The organism is Veillonella sp. CHU110 (genome assembly GCF_003992255.1).
Classification (GTDB): domain Bacteria; phylum Bacillota; class Negativicutes; order Veillonellales; family Veillonellaceae; genus F0422.
This window is the reverse complement of record NZ_RQVA01000011.1, coordinates 16,505-32,831: the sequence shown is the minus strand read 5'-3', so window position 1 is coordinate 32,831 and position 16,327 is coordinate 16,505. Positions and strand designations below refer to the sequence as shown.

General features: G+C 40.2%; 13 protein-coding genes. 3 read left to right on the top strand and 10 right to left on the bottom strand.

Translation table 11 applies throughout. From position 1 onward, the window contains the following. Window positions 1-99: 99 nt before the first annotated feature. Window positions 100-777 carry a response regulator transcription factor gene (locus EO122_RS05935; protein WP_127009803.1) on the top strand — a complete coding sequence of 226 codons (678 nt, stop codon included), beginning with the start codon at window positions 100-102 and terminating at the stop codon, window positions 775-777. Beyond that, window positions 778-2,145 carry a cell wall metabolism sensor histidine kinase WalK gene (locus EO122_RS05930; RefSeq protein WP_127009776.1) on the top strand — a complete coding sequence of 456 codons (1,368 nt, stop codon included), beginning with the start codon at window positions 778-780 and terminating at the stop codon, window positions 2,143-2,145. 144 nt (window positions 2,146-2,289) lie between these two features. On the opposite strand, the gene EO122_RS05925 is transcribed toward EO122_RS05930, so the two are convergent. The 4 genes from EO122_RS05925 to EO122_RS05910 form a co-directional block, all read right to left on the bottom strand. Continuing rightward, window positions 2,290-4,536 (bottom strand): autotransporter outer membrane beta-barrel domain-containing protein, encoded by a 2,247-nt coding sequence (locus tag EO122_RS05925; protein WP_127009775.1) that lies wholly within the window; start codon window positions 4,534-4,536, stop codon window positions 2,290-2,292. 364 nt (window positions 4,537-4,900) lie between these two features. Then, window positions 4,901-6,109, bottom strand: coding sequence for an MFS transporter (locus tag EO122_RS05920; protein ID WP_127009774.1), 1,209 nt, complete (start codon window positions 6,107-6,109; stop codon window positions 4,901-4,903). 156 nt (window positions 6,110-6,265) lie between these two features. After that, entirely contained in the window at window positions 6,266-6,703 is a 438-nt protein-coding gene (locus tag EO122_RS05915; protein ID WP_126938402.1) for a MarR family winged helix-turn-helix transcriptional regulator, read from the bottom strand. Window positions 6,704-6,734: 31 nt separating this feature from the next. After that, a complete protein-coding gene (locus EO122_RS05910) occupies window positions 6,735-7,151 on the bottom strand; it encodes an Rrf2 family transcriptional regulator (protein WP_126938401.1) in 417 nt (138 codons plus the stop codon). A 332-nt stretch (window positions 7,152-7,483) separates the two neighbouring features. Between EO122_RS05910 and EO122_RS05905 the strand changes: the two genes are divergently transcribed. Next, the gene (locus EO122_RS05905; protein WP_127009773.1) at window positions 7,484-8,854 is read left to right on the top strand and encodes an NCS2 family permease; all 1,371 of its coding nucleotides are present in this window, start codon (window positions 7,484-7,486) and stop codon (window positions 8,852-8,854) included. A 119-nt stretch (window positions 8,855-8,973) separates the two neighbouring features. On the opposite strand, the gene EO122_RS05900 is transcribed toward EO122_RS05905, so the two are convergent. The 6 genes from EO122_RS05900 to EO122_RS05875 all read right to left on the bottom strand — a co-directional run bounded on the left by EO122_RS05900 (window position 8,974) and on the right by EO122_RS05875 (window position 15,983). Beyond that, window positions 8,974-9,282, bottom strand: coding sequence for a hypothetical protein (locus EO122_RS05900; protein WP_126938399.1), 309 nt, complete (start codon window positions 9,280-9,282; stop codon window positions 8,974-8,976). 136 nt (window positions 9,283-9,418) lie between these two features. Further along, complete coding sequence (gene truA, locus EO122_RS05895) at window positions 9,419-10,198, bottom strand: tRNA pseudouridine(38-40) synthase TruA (protein WP_127009772.1); 780 nt, start codon at window positions 10,196-10,198, stop codon at window positions 9,419-9,421. An 8-nt stretch (window positions 10,199-10,206) separates the two neighbouring features. Next, window positions 10,207-11,013, bottom strand: a complete 807-nt coding sequence (locus tag EO122_RS05890; protein ID WP_127009771.1) for an energy-coupling factor transporter transmembrane protein EcfT — start codon at window positions 11,011-11,013, stop codon at window positions 10,207-10,209. Beyond that, the gene (locus EO122_RS05885; RefSeq protein WP_127009770.1) at window positions 11,003-11,872 is read right to left on the bottom strand and encodes an energy-coupling factor transporter ATPase; all 870 of its coding nucleotides are present in this window, start codon (window positions 11,870-11,872) and stop codon (window positions 11,003-11,005) included. Before EO122_RS05885 ends, EO122_RS05890 begins: the two co-directional genes overlap by 11 nt. Continuing rightward, complete coding sequence (locus EO122_RS05880) at window positions 11,857-12,699, bottom strand: energy-coupling factor transporter ATPase (RefSeq protein ID WP_127009769.1); 843 nt, start codon at window positions 12,697-12,699, stop codon at window positions 11,857-11,859. The genes EO122_RS05885 and EO122_RS05880 overlap by 16 nt, the downstream gene beginning before the upstream one ends. Before the next feature lie 410 nt (window positions 12,700-13,109). Next, window positions 13,110-15,983, bottom strand: coding sequence for a YadA-like family protein (locus tag EO122_RS05875; RefSeq protein WP_164725973.1), 2,874 nt, complete (start codon window positions 15,981-15,983; stop codon window positions 13,110-13,112). Window positions 15,984-16,327: the final 344 nt, after the last annotated feature.

Genomic DNA, 16,327 nt, shown 5'->3' with positions numbered 1-16,327 from the left:
TTCATGTCGACCCTGTATACTTGTCATAGAATTCCCCTTTTATCTCACATGGAAATACGTTACAATACAAATATACTATCTCGTATGAAAGGAGCTATTATGAAAGTCCTAATTGTAGAAGATGAAGAAATGCTGAATAATATAATCGCCAAACGATTAAAAGTAGAATCTATGACGGTGGATCAATGTTATAACGGAGAAGATGGATTGGATTACATCTCAACTTCCAGTTATGATGTGATCGTTATGGATATTATGATGCCGAAATTAGATGGCCATGCGGTAGTTTGCCAAATGCGTGAAGACGGCAACAAAACACCTGTCTTGTTCTTGACAGCCAAAGATACCCTGCAAGACAAAGTATCTGGTCTTAACCTAGGCGCCGATGATTATCTAGTGAAACCATTTGAGTTTGATGAACTTGTGGCGCGCATCTATGCACTAGCTCGTCGTAATCGCAACCAAGCTACCGAAGATATCATTGCTGGTCCACTATGCATCAACGGCAAAAGCCGTGCTGTTTCACTCAACAATGAGCCTATCACATTGACAGCAAAAGAGTTCGATTTATTATTCTATTTAGCGAGCAATCAAAACATTGTCGTGTCTCGTCAACAAATTCTCGATCACGTATGGGAATATGATTATGAAAGTTACTCGAACCTGATTGATGTATACATCAAAGATTTGCGTAAAAAAATTGATATCGACGAAGATAGAAAACTAATTCAAACCGTTCGTGGTGTAGGCTACGTATTCCGCACCGAGGAGCCATAGATGATAGCTTTCGTCAAACGCTGCTTCCACTATGTGGAATCTCTCTTGATGCGCGTTCCCTTAGCCTATAAAATTACTAGTTGGTATTCCATATTTCTGGTACTTATGATTGGTCTATTAGCTGTCTTTGTGATCCAGTTCACCCATGTGTGGGATCAAAATGAAATGCGAACAGAATTACAGGAAAATGTAATCGAAGCTGCTAGTCATCCTAAAAAATATAAGCCTTTCGACGATGGTGTTTTTCTTGTGGTCTACAGTCATGATGGCATTGTATTACGGGGCAGTCTACCGGATGGTTTTCCAAAGTCAGCACCGCCTTCTTTCGATGCCATAACAGAAATACAAGCAGAGCAATCTTCTTTCTTGTATTACGATGCCCCTATCCAATACCGAACAGGCATGCAAGGCTATATTCGCGGCATAGTACCTATGAATTTATTAGACCGAAAAACAAATAATATGTTCTTTGCCTTATTAGTAGGCGGAGTATTATTCGTAACGATCGCTACTATCGGGGGCTTTTGGATTATTCGTCGAGGATTAAAACCAGTGCGCACCGTAGCCGATGTAGCTGCACAAATATCTTTGAAACGAGATTTATCAGAACGCATCGAAAATATTCCTCAATCGGGAGATATTATGTATCGATTGGTGTCTACTTTCAACAACATGCTCAGCAGTTTAGAAGATGCCTCTAATCGTGAAAAGCGATTCAATGCTGATATCTCTCATGAACTTCGCACACCGATTGCCGTCATTCAAGCGGAAAGTGATTATGCTCGTCAGTATGTAAGTTCTATTGAGGAAGCTAAAGAAAGCTTTGAAAATATTTTCACTCAAAGTAAAGGCATGACGGATATGGTGACGCAACTTCTTGAGATTGCCCGCCTAGATAGTCTGAAGGATATCAACAAAGTGCCCGTTTCCATATCAGATGTGGCCAATCAATTACTACTTACGTACTCACGCTTGGCCAAAGATAAGGGGCTCACCTTAACGAGTCACATCGATGAGTCTATCATCATCCCAGGAAGCCAAGTCTTGTTACAACAAGCGATGGCTAACTTATTGGATAATGCCTTTAAGTTTGCCCATTCTACAGTTCACTTTGAAGTATCTGCCACAGATGTCATTACTATTAGCGTCCAAGACGATGGCATCGGGGTCCCTGAGGAAAGTATCCCTATGATTTGGGATCGTCTCTACCAAGTGGATCCGTCTCGTACCTCAAAAGAGAACAAGGGCCTTGGATTGGGTCTATACTTTGTACATAATGTAGTCTTGTTGCACGATGGTACTGTCCATGTAGAAAGTACGCCGAATGAGCGCACTCTCTTTATGTTCCAGCTGCCAATCAGTGAATAATCGATCTATATAAAAGGGTCCTTTGGGGCCCTTTTTACTTTAGAAATACCAAAAAGCTATTAGTTGATCATTATGCAATCAACTAATAGCTTTATTAGTGTTAAGGAACTATTTTGTTACAGTCCCTATTGATGGAAGATGTAATTAGAAGTTATGTCGTACTCCCGCATCCATACGCCATGTAGTGTCTATAGTAGCACCAAAGTTTTTAGTGAATGTACCATATACATATGTACTTGGACGAACGCTCCAGGAGCCCCCAATTTCAGCATCAACCCATGTATCATTCAAATCAAGTTCTGTATGTACTGTTGGATTACCTGGTGCTGAATATGTTGTATTCACCTTACCAGAGAATTCATGAGCCAATGCAAGTTTTGCAAAGATGTTAGATGTTTGTGTTTCTCTACCAATGCCAAATCCCAATCGACCTACAGCAGAATTAACAGCGTCCGCTTTCACATGCATAGAGCCACTGCCAACAACATTAGTATCATAGGATACGCCGTTCAAATGGCCTACAATAAATTCTACGCTAGGATCCATGTAGAAACCATTTTCTTTCTTAATACGTTTACCGTATTCAGCACTTAAAGAGGTACCAAATGTATGATACTCCCCATTCAATTGATATCCCCCTAGTGAGTGAAGTTTGTAAGTATTGGACAAGCGGCTTCCACGAGCGATGATATCTAAGTAACGTCCATCATCATGTTGTTTTGTACCATATAACCCAATACCAGCAATTTTGCTGTCTCCGTTGCCAACAGCATAGGAGTTGCTAGACGTACTGTAATCTAGAGCACCGCCAAAAGTCCAACCAGTGGATACCTTATAATCATAACCAATTTGTACACCATTGTATCTCATATGAACATCGGCACCATTTGTCATGTTAGATTTGCCACCGATGTATTTAGCCCATACACCTTGGTTCGTATTAGTCAAACGAAGGTCCCCTAAACGACGTTGTAAATCGTTCGTAGTATTGTGCCAAGCTATCGCTGTAGATGCAAGAGCAGATTTCGCACCACTAACCAAGGAAGATTCACTAGCATGTGTTACCGTCGCCGTATCAGAAACAACAAGATTACCTTGTGCATCGAATGCATTGGTACCAAGTTCAGTCATAGCAGCCGGTCTTGTAATTCCTTCATTAACTTGAACAGCAGCAGCTAGTTTCTTATCATTCCCAGTATATTGCAATTTAGTGGCTAAGGATTTCATTTCTGCACGATAACTTGTATCGTCAGTCAAATTCTTAGCACTATCACCTTGTACAGTGATGTGACTATGATCAGCGGCATGTTGGATAATGATTTGGCCATTACCAGCTTCGCTCGCTGGCACACCTGTTTTATAATCAGCATTTACAAAACCACTATAGTTTTGAATCGTAATAGGACGAGCATCGATAGGATGAATCGTACCTGCTGCAGTTGGATTTGCACCACCTACAAGATTACGAACTTTACTGCCTTTATATAAGTATGCTGCATCATCTCCTGATGGACGTGGTTTTCTTGGTGTAGGTCGTTCCTTACCAATCCATTCATTATTCCAAGTAGCACCATTTTGTAAATAGATATCGGCACCAGAATTATGCGGATTTTTATTACTTTCAGCATATTCATTTAACACAGCACCAGTAAGACTAGAGCTAGATGTTGTGAAAGCGAGTCCGATATTGGTTGGCGCTTCATTATGATTTGGATCACGGCCATAATCTTTGTTAATCAATCCTACATTACCAATAGCCACTAAATCTTTCATACCTGGGTGTTTACCATCGACACCTGCATTCACATATACATCGCCCTCTTCTGCCACAACAGAATAGGTATCTGACGTTTTAAGAGGATACGTTATAATACGACCACCGCCATCAACAATAATATGACCTCGTTGATTCGCTTGCAATCCTACCCCCACAGCATCAATATCTACATTACCTTTCACATGAATATTGGTATCACCATAATCTCTCTCAGGATTATCCTTACTAAGACGTGGCACCTTACCGCCATAACCAGCATATACAGCACTCATATAATAATGCCCCAATTCTTTTTTATCTGCTGGTGCATCATTTTTTAAGCGTACAATAAGATCTTTATCTATAGTCAATTGAGATCCAAACCCATTATAAATCCCTGTTACATTTTTACTTTTACCGTTCTCCATCAAGCTTTTACCATGTACATTCACGGACAAAGTATCTTCTATATGTTTAACCACAGGCTCCGTTTGAACTGGAGAACCCATCGTTAAACCAGTTAATTCTTCTGCTTTATCACTGGATACAGTAATCTCTGTCGCCATTGCAGAATAAGACATTCCTGTTACTACTAATGCAGCCATTACAGCTGATACATGACGTGTAATTTTCATGATTACCTCTTTTCTATACGATGCTTATTATCTTCTCACCAAATGATATAGAATCTACAGCACCTTAAAAACACAGAAAGACCCCCTTAGTCCAACTAAGGAGGTCACTTATTCACACTTACACACTCGGCAAGCACTAGAAATACTAATTATTATTTAAACTCGTTATCATTATACATCGTTATTTTCATTTCGTACATACTCATATCCCTATAAGTAAGCTATTATGCATACTTTGCATAGTAAAGCATTACTATGCAAATTAGTTATAATTGACAAAAATTATCATAAATCTTTCATAGCGATATCATAGATAAGAATTGAGGCTTGATTATACTATAAAAAGGGTCCCAAAGGACCCTTTTCATTCCTGTATATTCGGCCGTTGTCCATACACCTTCAGTACAACATATCCAATGATAATCATACCTAAGCCCGCTACTGAGAATACATAGGAAATACCGAAATATGTGGCTACTAGACTCGCAAATAGTGGCCCCATCATATTCCCTAATTGTTGTGCTGTGGTGGCTAACCCAAAGACTCGCCCTCGCACAGATGGATCTGTGTTAACGGTCATCGCCGATCCCAAAGATGGGAAAATGCCAACTATAAATACTCCAATCAATAGTTGCAAGGCTCCAAACCACCATAAGCCGAATGGTAAACTTTGCAAGATAAGGACCATCCCTGTGCCCAATAGTGCATAGGATATCCCTTTAAAGTATCCCTTCCGCTGTCCATAGGCAGCCCATAAGTTTGTAGTAATCATCCCCATGACACCACCACCGCTGAGAATAGAACCTGCCAGCATGGCTGCTCCTTCCATAGATCCTTTTAGATCTCCTACATAAATAGCCACAATTGACTGTAGCATAAGCATAGCCGACTGCACAACAAAATAGAGTGCCAATATATGAATCAGTACGCGATTCCGCTTCGCTTCTCGCAGATCATCCATAAACGAAGACACTTGAACTGGTATCTCCGTTTCTACGATTGGTTCTTTCACAAAAATAGCCACGGCTGCTGTCACAATGAATAAGGTAATGCCCGCCACCAAAAAAACAGGTCGCATACCAACGGCCAGTTCTGTAAGACCACCTGTAAAAGGCCCTACCGTATTACCTAGAACTAGGCCCATCTGAAATATTCCCATAGCCGTGCCTACTCGTTCCTTCGGCACTGATAGAGATACCATAGTCATCGCCGCAGGCATAAATCCATTGGCAAACCCTTGAAATGCACGCACTAACAATAATTGAAATGCATCTTGTACAAAAGCCGCCATCAAATAGGACACGCCGATGAGTATCCCTGCCCGAATGGCCATCAATTTTTTGCCATGACGATCTGCCAAACGCCCCCATATAGGCGCCATCACGGCCGCTACAAAAAATGATATGGAAAAGGTAAGTCCAGACCAAAGAGCCAAGCCCTCCTGCTCCACACCTAGTTCTAATAAATAGACCGGTAAAAAGGGAATGATCATGGTATAACAAATCGCCAATAAGGACATGCCAATTGTCAATATCCAAACAGCGACCATCCCCGTTTGTTGTAATCCTTTCATACTTCACATCCTTTACATATATCTATGAATGTATTGTAACATATCTTAGAGCGATTCCACATCTTTTATTCCCATACAAATAACATAGAGGATACCTGATTTCTCATCATCAAGTATCCTCTATGTGTTACAAAAGAGTCATCTATATACTCTTTCTTATTTCGCACCTATATTGCGCATCATCTTTGCTAATAAGGCACGCAATGTTTGTTCTTCCTCTGCAGACAATCCAATAGCATCGTCCATCACATTCGGTAAATGTTTCACTTTTTTCTGCAAGGACTGTCCTTTTGCAGTCAATTGAATCACCATGGAGCGGCCATCTCCTCTGAAACGTTCACGAGTGATAAAGCCTTTCGCTTCTAATTTGCGTAACAATGGTGTCAATGTACCAGAATCTAGGCTAATTCTATCCCCAATCATTTTCAAGTTTGCTGTCTTGTATTCCCAAATGACCATCATCACTAGGTATTGCGTGTACGTTAAGTCCAACGCAGACAACACAGGTTGAAAGGAGCGAATTACTTCTTTCGCCGTAATGTACAGAGGAAACGCCAGTTGGCTTTCCAAATTCATTTGATTCTCTTTTTTCATCTTTCTCTTCCCTTACTCATTCCCTTACAAACTACACTGTAAAATGACGATCGATTACGTCTTGTAATGTTAAACTTTGCATATACTCTCGTAAGTGATTTTGTAAATGTTCCCATAATGGCAATGTACGACAACCTTCGCTTAACGGACATGTATTGACCTCGTCTTCTAGACAAGCCACAACAGCAATGGAATCCTCCGTAGCTGCTAAAATATCATATACCGTATAGTCTTTTGGTTCTTTTGTGAGCTGATACCCACCATATTTACCACGCACACTCTTTACATAGCCAGCGGCACCTAAGCGAGCCACAATTCCTTCTAAATATTTATCAGAAATTTTTTGACGCTCTGCTAGCTCCCGAATGGACACATTACGATCCTTACTATGTTCTGCTAAGTCTACCAATACTCTAAGTGCATATCGACCTTTAGTAGAAATTTTCATAAATAATACCTCTTCAAAAGTAGGATTTATTCCTTGTTAGTATTATATAAAGAATACCGAAATTTGTCTATATATTAATCTGCATATATAATGCATAAAATGCATATATACACTCCGCTATATGAATATATAATACTGTAAATAAAGTTTTTTACACCTCGCAAATTCTATATATGCCTTTGTTAACTTTTCATTATCTATTTATTATCTGTAGTTATTATAAATAAAAGTTTTATAATTTTTTTGAATAAATTTTGCCAGCCCCTCTATATTATCCATGTGTACTGTGCTACAATAAGGGAGTACTATTGTTTATTTCTAGGAGGGGTACCATGTTAGAACGGTTATTCGCACTAAAAGAGCGAAATACTACGATCCGTACGGAAGTCCTTGCAGGGCTTACCACATTTATTACCATGGCATACATTCTATTGCTAGCGCCAAACTTATTGAGTTTAGCTGGTATGGATAAAGATGCCGTATTAATTGCCACAGCCTTAGGTGGTGGTTTAGTCACAATCGCTATGGGCATGTTTGTCAACTATCCAATTGCATTGGCACCAGGCGTTGGTCTATTAGCATTCTATTCATTTACCGTTGTTCTCGGTATGGGATTGAGTTGGCAAACAGCATTAGGTGCCGTATTCATATCCGGTCTTGTATTCCTTGTGCTCACATTAACAAGAATTCGTCAACTCATCATCGAAGCAATTCCCACATCATTAAAAATTGCCATTACCGTAGGGATTGGCTTATTCATTTGTATCATCGGTTTAAAACTATCTGGCCTTATGACCATCGCTTTATCTTTACAACCAGGTACGTTAAATGATATTGTCAGCGCGAAAGGACACGGTGCTCCTGCTCCTTCTGAAACATTATTGACACTTGGTAACTTAGGCAATCCAGAAGTACTATTATCCTTATTCGGGTTATTCTTCTCTGCCGCCTTGATGGCTCGCCGTGTACCAGGCTCTCTATTGATTGGTGTCATTGTCACATCTATCCTGGCCTATGCCACTGGCGTAGCTACGTTGCCAGACTCTATGAGCATTATGGCCATTCCTGATTTCAGTAAAGTAGCCTTTATGGAGTTAGATATCGCCTCTGCCTTCCATGTAGGCCTGGTGACGATTATTTTTTCTTTCACCTTCGTAGAATTGTTTGACTCTATGGGTACCTTGATTGCGACGGCCTCTAAAGCAGGCATTGCAGATCCAAAAAAAGGTGAATTCCCTGGTCTTGGTAAAGCTATGATTGTAGACTCCCTTGGCGTTAGTTTCGGAGCTATGCTAGGTTCCAGTACGATTACAGCCTTCGTTGAAAGTGCTGCTGGTGTCGGTGCTGGTGGACGCACAGGTTTGACAGCTGTGACTTGCGGTATCATGTTCATCCTTTGCTTATTCTTTGCTCCTCTTATTGCCTTAGTACCGAATGCAGCCACAGCTCCTGTACTCATCTTAGTAGGTGCGTTGATGATGGAAGCTATTCGTGAAATCGATTTCTCCGATTGGACAGAAGGTTTCCCTGCGTACCTAGTGATTGTATTAATGCCGTTTACATACAGCATTGCGAATGGTGTAGCAGCAGGTTTAATCGTATATCCATTAATGAAGTTCATCACTGGACGTCATAAAGATGTACACTGGTTTATGTATGTATTAGGTGCTATCGTATTAGCTAAATACATTTGGTTCGAGTAATCATAAACTGTAAACATACAATACCTATACAAAAGGGACGTAGTCACATACGCCCCCCAATACAAAGAGGAACGTTGATGAAACAACATCAACGTTCCTCTTTTTTATATGCCTATTACTTATAATAAATCGTCTTCGTATACGGCTTCTTCAAAGAATAATGGCAATACATCATCGCTCATTTCATTCATCATATCTCGACCTGTTTTAGAGAACACCACAGATGCAGCAAAGCGCATCAATTCCGCTTCGTTCTCTGGATTTGCCACAAATTCATCAATGATTGTATCCATGTCTAAATGACGTTTCATAATGAAACGTGCCAACTTACGGCGATTCACAGGATCATTGACCAATGCATCTACATCGATCACATACTCTGGCATTTTAATCGCAATATGTGTATGGATTCCGTCTTCTTTCATCATAACCTCCTCTGCCTAACCGTATGGCTAAGCACTTCTACTATCTACTACTATATACTATTGCTACCTATATGGTATAGGATTTTTATACACCTTACTTCTATCTATGCAGGATAGAAGAGACAATTCGCCTACTCATTTATATATGATGGAATCTAGCCACGGCGGCGTCCAAACTGTCTGTATCTAGAAATACAGTATCTAAACACAAACCATGTGCTGGCGCTGTTTTACCGATTAACTGTCGGCTCTCTCCGGCGATAATACGTGGTACATCCTCTGGGTGAAAGCGACCTAAGCCTACATCCACCAAGAACCCGGCCATATTCCGCACCATGTGATACACAAATCCATCGCCGATGACATGAATACGCACAGTATGAGCTTGCTGCTGTACTTTCACAGCATACATCGTTTTGACAGGATCTTGCACCGTTGTATTGTGCCCTTTGAAAGAACTAAAATTATGGGTTCCCTCCAATGCTCGCCCCGCTTGTGCCATCGCTTCTATATCCAAAAGCTTTCGCACATGGTAGGCATAGCGCAGTTGCAAAGGATCCACAACAGCATCATTATGAATGGTGTAGATATATTCTTTGCCTTTCACATACTGATGGGGTGTCCAATCTGATGGCAGTTCCTTGGCCTCACGAACCACAATGTATGGCGGCATATGCGCGATGAGGGCGCGCATCAAATTGTGGACGGGAATCTTCCCCGTCGTGGTGAAAGCCACTACTTGTCCCCTCGCATGTACTCCTGCATCGGTACGAGATGAACCATAAATTGTGATCGGTTCATTACAAACTTTGGATAAGGCTTCTTCCAAATAGCCTTGTACGGTGGGACCATTCTGTTGCCGTTGGTATCCACATAGCTCCGTCCCATCATAGGCAACGATAAGCTGTATCGTTCTCATACCCTCTGTCATATACTAAAGCCCCAACGCAATACGGCAAGTAATACACTGACTACAACCACTGCTCCTACGCCATAGAAATCCAAGTTAGAATAGCTCAGCTCTTTCATACGAGTACGACCTTCGCCACCACGATAGCAACGAGATTCCATAGCTACCGCTAACTCATCAGCTCTACGAAAGGCGCTGATAAATAATGGCACTAATAAAGGCACCATATTCTTAGCCCGTTTCACCAAGGACCCTGTTGTAAAGTCTGCACCACGAGATTCTTGGGCTTTCATAATGCGATCTGTTTCCTCTAATAATGTAGGAATAAAGCGCAAAGCGATGGTCATCATCATCGCTAGTTCATGAGCTGGCACGCCAATGCGTTTCCAAGGATTCAACAATCGCTCAATGCCATCCGTCAATCGAATCGGCGACGTTGTATAGGTCAACAAGGAGGAAAAGACGATTAAGAAAATCAATCGTGCTGCCATGAGGCCCCCTAAGTTAAGACCTTCGCGACTAATATGAAGCCAACCGTAGGAGAATAGGTACTCCCCTGGTGTAGTAAAGATATGAATCGCCAACGTAAATACAATGATTACCCACAATGGCTTAATCGATAGCCAAATCAATCGCAGTGGCAACCGAGATAGAGCCATGCATCCAAAGGTAAAGGCTGCTACGATACTGTACGTTACCAAACTATCTGCAAAAAAGATAGCTATAATAAAGAGCATGGTAGCCATGATTTTTGCCCGTGGATCCATGCGATGCAGCACGGAATTCCCTGGGAAGTACTGTCCAATCGTAATATCACTTAACATGGCGCACCTCCTTTACATAGGCATATAAATCCTCTACTGCCTCTTGTACATGAACACGGTCAATATTCACCGGAATGTGGCGATCTGCCAAGGCTTGTAATGTCTGTGACAGAGGCGGTACATCGACGCCCGCAGATTGCAATGCTTCTCGATCATTGTGGAAAATCTCGATAGGATTCCCATCCAATAGCACCTCCCCTTGATGCATCACAATGAGACGATTAGCCATACGAGAAATATCTTCCATATTATGGGACACAAGGATCACAGTAATTCCTTTCTCCTTGTGTAATTTCATAATTTCTCCAAAAATTTCTTCTCGACCAAATGGATCTAGTCCCGCAGATGGTTCATCAAGAATTAAATAGGATGGGTCCAAAGCGATGACACCTGCAATGGCAACACGGCGCATTTGTCCGCCCGATAAATGAAAAGGTGACCGATCTGCATACGTATCGTAATCTAAACCTACAAATTCCATGGCTTCTCGCACACGACGGTCTACTTCCGCATCCTCATATCCTAAATTGCGTGGCCCAAAGGCAATATCTTTAGCTATGGTTTCTTCAAATAATTGATGCTCTGGATATTGAAAGACCATCCCTACTTGATGGCGAGTCTCTTTCACTTCTTTTGTTTTTCCCACCAAGTCAACGCCATTCACTGTGACAGTCCCTGACGTAGGATGTAACAATCCATTTAAATGTTGCACCAACGTCGATTTACCGGACCCTGTATGACCAATGATCCCTACAAATTCTCCTTCATGGATGGTCAAGTTAATATCATGTAAAGCTGTTTTTTCAAAAGGAGTTCCCTGTCCATAGGTGTAGGTGACATGTTCTAATTGAATTGACATAAGGCCTCCCCTAACTCTTCATTCGTAGTAATACCACTTGGCATAGCAATACCTTTATCTTGTAACCGCACCGCAATTTCTGATGGCACAGGTACATCAAGGCCTAACCCTTTTAAAGTATCTACATTCATAAACACTTCTTTCGGCGCCCCTTCATCAATGACTTCTCCTTGTTTCATCACAATGATACGGTCCGCTAAGGCCGCTTCTTCCATAAAGTGGGTAATGAAAACAATGGTAATCCCCTCCTCTTTATTGAGTCGATATACCGTATCCATTACTTCTTTACGTCCCTTTGGATCTAGCATAGCCGTCGGTTCATCTAAAATAATGCACTTCGGCTTCATAGCTAATACGCCAGCAATGGCAATGCGTTGTTTTTGTCCACCCGATAATAAATGCGGTCCATGTAAAGCATACTCCGACATATTCACAGAAGCCAGCGCAGCATCCACACGTTTACGGATTTCTGGAGCTGGTACTCCTAAATTTTCTGGTCCAAAGGCTACATCTTCTTCTACAATAGCCGCTACGATTTGATTATCTGGATTTTGGAATACCATCCCTACATTCTGGCGAATATTCCAAATTAAGCTTTCATCTTTTGTATCCATTCCTAAAACGGTAACGGTACCAGATGTAGGCTGTAACAATACATTAAAATGTTTGGCCAATGTACTCTTGCCACTGCCATTGGTTCCGATAATACTGACAAATTCCCCTTCCCTGATGTGAACACTCACATCCTTTAGGGCATGTACCTCACGGCCCATTTCATCTTGATAGACATGACTCATATGGTCCGTAGCGATCATAATTTCATTCATTCTTATTCTCGTTCCTCTCTACGTAAGTACAATTGTTACTTCGTATTACAATCTCTTTCATTATACCTTGTAGGGGGCTTTCATACAATAGGCAACCTATTTTGATTCTGAAAGGTTGACATATATAATCCTACTCCTATCTATCACTATGCCGTGCATAACGTCTATCCTTCTGAAAGTCCTGCATCATTTCTTCCATACCTAACAATAAAATGTTTCCTTCTAACAACATAAAGATAGCATTGGTGCCTTTTTATTGTCCTTAGGAACGACACGTACTGTATCCTCTACTACAGTAATGAAAAACAGTAGGTATACTCCCGAAAGAGTATACCTACTGTATGGAGAGATAGTATGATACGCTATAAGGAATCGAAATACCCTTATGCTGGATACACTAATCTATGTAATTATTTAGCTTGTAATCTTGCATAAAGATCATTTAATGCTGCTTTTACTTGTTCATTTTCAGCTGTTAAACGATCTACTGCACTTTGTAATTGAACTACTTTAGGAGACTCAGCTTTTGCAGTTTCACCACTACCAAATCCAATAGTAATACCAGCATTAGCCATTGTGCCACTACCGTTGCCGAAACTTACCCCTGCATGGTACATCAAGTTTTCACTAGTATAGTGAGCAGCACCTAATGCAACTGCACTTTGTCCGCGATATGTACCCACACCTGCCATGATTTGTGTAGTTTGACCAGGGTTGTATTGTAACGGTTTCAATGCTGCTAAGGCTGCTGCATTCGCACCTACTACTTTTACGTCTTTTTCTACTGTAGTGATACGTGCATCATGCGCTTTTTCAGTAGCTTGAAGAGCTGCGATATCTTTATCGTATTTTTCTAGCTTAACAGTAGTATTGTCTAATCCTTGGAATTTTGTTTCTAGTGCTTGTTTAGCTGCTGCAATTTTTGTTTCTGCATTTTTACCAGCTGTTGTAATAGCTTCATCTTTTGCTGTATCGATTTTGCCTGTTAACTCTGTTTTAGCTGCATTAATTTTTTCTTCAGCTTTTGTGCCAGCTTCTGTTACTGCCTCAGTTTTTGCTGTTGCAGATTTTTCAGTAGCGGCTTGAACTGCTGCAGCTGCTGCGTTTTTAGCTTCAACTGCTTTATCATCTGCTGCTTTTGCTGCTGCTTTTGCTTCAACTGCTTTAGCATCTGCTGTACTTGCTGACTCTTGAGCTTTTGTAGCTTTAGCGTCTGCTGCTGTTGCTGTATCTTTAGCTTCTGTGATTTTTCCTGTTAATTCTGTTTTTGCCGCAGTGATCTTTTCATCAGCTTTTGTGCCGGCTTCTGTAACTGCATCGTCTTTGGCTTTTTTAGTATCCTCATCGATTTTTTTGTCTAAATCGCCAATGGCTTCTGTAACTGCTTTTAAGCCTTCTCCTGCAGCTTTAATTTTATCTGCATTGTCTTTGATAGCCTCTGTAGTTGCTTTTAACCCTTGACCAAGTAATTGAATTTTTTCAGCATTATCTTTTACACCATCAGCATTAGCTGCAATATCATCAACAGTATCATCAATAGCAGTTTTCAGTTCACCGAGTCTTGTATCATGAGCTACAAGGAGTTTTTTAGCCTCATCAATTTCATCCGTGTTTTTATCGATGGCCTTTGTATTAGCATCAATAGCATCAGCATTATCTTTAATATCCCCATTTATATCTGAGATACTTTTATTGATACCAGAAATAGATTTATCATGTTCTCTATCTGCAGCTTCAAGTTTCTCAAAACGATCATTAGCAGCTTTAACATCAGTGGCAGAGTTATATTTAGCTTCTAGATCAGTAACTTTGTTAGTTAATTCTGTATCTTTTGCTTCTAAAGCTTGCTTCGCTGTTGCTAATTTACCATCTGCATCAGCGATCGCTGCTGCTTTCGCATCATCAATTTTTCCTGTTAGCTCTGTTTTTGCTTCATTAATTTTTTCTACAGCTTTTGTTCCTGCTTCTGTGATAGCTTCTGTTTTCGCTGTCGCAATATTTCCTGTTAACTCTGTTTTTGCTTCATTAATTTTTTCTTCAGCTTTTGTTCCTGCTTCTGTAATAGCCTCTGTTTTCGCTGTCGCAATATTTCCTGTTAACTCTGTTTTTGCAGTAGCTAATTTACCATCTGCATCAGCAATAGCTGCTGCTTTCGCATCATTAATTTTGCCTTCTAATTCAGTTTTTGCATCGGTGATTTTACCTTCTGCAGCAGTAATTTTACCTTCTAGGTCTGTTTTTGCAGTACCTAATTTACCATCTGCATCAGCAATCGCTGCTTCTTTTGCTTTAGTGATTTTATCTTCTAAATCTGTTTTAGCATCGGTGATTTTACCTTCTGCAGCAGTAATTTTACCTTCTAAGTCTGTTTTTGCAGTACCTAATTTACCGTCTGCATCGGCAATAGCTGCTTCTTTTGCTTTATTTATTTTATCTTCTAAATCTGTTTTAGCATCGGTGATTTTACCTTCTGCAGCAGTAATTTTACCTTCTATGTCTGTTTTTGCAGTACCTAATTTACCATCTGCATCAGCAATCGCTGCTTCTTTTGCTTTAGTGATTTTGTCTTCTAAATCTGTTTTGGCATCGGTGATTTTACCTTCTGCAGCAGTAATTTTACCTTCTAAGTCTGTTTTTGCAGTCGCTAATTTACCTTCTGCATCAGCAATCGCATCTGTTTTAGCCTTTTCAATTTTTGGTTCTAATTCAGTTTTTAATGCTGCTACTTTTTCATCTGCTTTTGTACCTGCTTCTGTAACAGCTGCTTCTCTAGCTCCATCGATTTTACCATCTACTTTAGCTAAGTCTTCTGTATTTTTTGCTACTTTTGGTTTTAACTCATTGATGGCCGCTTCATTCGCATTTGATTTTTCTGTATTAGCTTGGATTTTACCATCTCGTTCTGTATTAGCTTGTCCACCTGCAGTAGATCCGGTTTCTAAAGCTTGCACCTTACTTTCCAAAGTCGTTACCTTTGGTGTTAGTGCATTAATCGCTGTTTCGTTAGATTCAGATTTTTGTTTATTCGCAGCTACTTGTACATCACTTGTACTATCTACAGTATTTTGAATATTAGAAATCGTAGCATTAATTGTACGAACATTAGACTCTAAATCTGTTAACCGTGACTCTACATCATCTGCATTCACAGCACCCACGCCACTTGTTAATACCAACGCAGCTGCCACGATTGCTGCTTTTTTACCATTCGACTTCGCAAATTCCGATGTTACTACATAGCATTGTTTTGCTGCGCTATAGACAACTTTGAAAATCTGATTCATGATAATCATTCTCCTTTTATTTGCTGACTACTTATTATATATAACACGGATAAAGTGTAGGTATCATAACTGATAATTTCCGCTACAGTTTCATCTTTCCCTCATAATATCAGATTCAATACACTAAAGCAAGAAAAATATTGACTAAAATACATAGGTTATACTTTTTAGTCATATTTTATATAATTCATTTTTATATAGTAATGAGTATCATTTATTCATGTGTGCAAACCAAGCCTGTATACTATCTTTCACGTCACATCTAAACAGTATATAAATTGCCCTATTTCTGATATACTTATAAGTATATAACTATATGAAATAAACCACTCACTATAACTCAT

Bases quoted from the DNA above. Each gene is read 5' to 3' on its own strand.
- EO122_RS05905 (WP_127009773.1), top strand. From the start codon at position 7,484: ATGTTAGAACGGTTATTCGCACTAAAAGAGCGAAATACTACGATCCGT.
- EO122_RS05910 (WP_126938401.1), bottom strand. From the start codon at position 7,151: ATGAAAATTTCTACTAAAGGTCGATATGCACTTAGAGTATTGGTAGAC.
- EO122_RS05930 (WP_127009776.1), top strand. From the start codon at position 778: ATGATAGCTTTCGTCAAACGCTGCTTCCACTATGTGGAATCTCTCTTG.
- EO122_RS05885 (WP_127009770.1), bottom strand. From the start codon at position 11,872: ATGTCAATTCAATTAGAACATGTCACCTACACCTATGGACAGGGAACT.
- truA (WP_127009772.1), bottom strand. From the start codon at position 10,198: ATGAGAACGATACAGCTTATCGTTGCCTATGATGGGACGGAGCTATGT.
- EO122_RS05880 (WP_127009769.1), bottom strand. From the start codon at position 12,699: ATGAATGAAATTATGATCGCTACGGACCATATGAGTCATGTCTATCAA.
- EO122_RS05900 (WP_126938399.1), bottom strand. From the start codon at position 9,282: ATGATGAAAGAAGACGGAATCCATACACATATTGCGATTAAAATGCCA.
- EO122_RS05935 (WP_127009803.1), top strand. From the start codon at position 100: ATGAAAGTCCTAATTGTAGAAGATGAAGAAATGCTGAATAATATAATC.
- EO122_RS05915 (WP_126938402.1), bottom strand. From the start codon at position 6,703: ATGAAAAAAGAGAATCAAATGAATTTGGAAAGCCAACTGGCGTTTCCT.
- EO122_RS05890 (WP_127009771.1), bottom strand. From the start codon at position 11,013: ATGTTAAGTGATATTACGATTGGACAGTACTTCCCAGGGAATTCCGTG.
- EO122_RS05925 (WP_127009775.1), bottom strand. From the start codon at position 4,536: ATGAAAATTACACGTCATGTATCAGCTGTAATGGCTGCATTAGTAGTA.
- EO122_RS05920 (WP_127009774.1), bottom strand. From the start codon at position 6,109: ATGAAAGGATTACAACAAACGGGGATGGTCGCTGTTTGGATATTGACA.
- EO122_RS05875 (WP_164725973.1), bottom strand. From the start codon at position 15,983: ATGAATCAGATTTTCAAAGTTGTCTATAGCGCAGCAAAACAATGCTAT.